The 584-nt window shown below is 59.4% G+C and carries 1 protein-coding gene; it reads right to left on the bottom strand.

Annotated elements, in window-relative coordinates:
• On the bottom strand, positions 1–584 hold a 584-nt coding region (locus tag EXE42_RS15795; RefSeq protein WP_241988415.1), incomplete at both ends, for a transposase.

Genomic DNA, 584 nt, shown 5'->3' with positions numbered 1-584 from the left:
CCATCGCCACGCCCTCGTCGTACAGCCGTTCAACCAGGTCGCGCACCAATGCGTCCTGTGCGTGGTCACGGCGTTTCGTCCGCTGTCGGTACAGCCGTCGAATCCGCTTCGAGGAGGAGCGATCCTCATGGAGCTTCGACTGTAAGCGGGCGATTTCGTCTGTTGTCTCGCGGAACCGCCCGAACAACTCACGACCGTCGTAGAGGTACTGGTTCCCAGTGGTCGTGGAACAGGCGACGAGATTGTTCGCACCAACGTCAAGGGCGGCTTCGTGAGAAGCCAGTGGTGACTCCAGTCGAGAATCAGGGACGGTGACTGGTTGAAAAGCCCTGAACGTGTCGCTCACCTCGTCGTATTCGAGTTCCAGACGACCCTGTTCGCCGTCCCACTTCGGGTTGCCTCGGACTTCGAGGCGGAGCCGTTCGTGGTAGCCGAGTCCGTACTCATCTTTCAGTTCTTGCCCAACAGGGATTTGGAGACGGCTACGCTTCCCCCACTGAATCGTGTACTGGTCGTTTCGGATGTAGGTGCGGAGTTCGCGTCCGTCCTCTTCATTGCCCCAGTACGACGGTGGGTTGGCGTTT

The sequence above is a fragment of the Halorubrum sp. SP3 genome, assembly GCF_005435195.1.
Taxonomy (GTDB): Archaea; Halobacteriota; Halobacteria; order Halobacteriales; family Haloferacaceae; genus Halorubrum; species Halorubrum sodomense.
The sequence above is the reverse complement of the archived record's forward strand: the minus strand, read 5'-3'. Positions and strand labels throughout refer to the sequence as shown.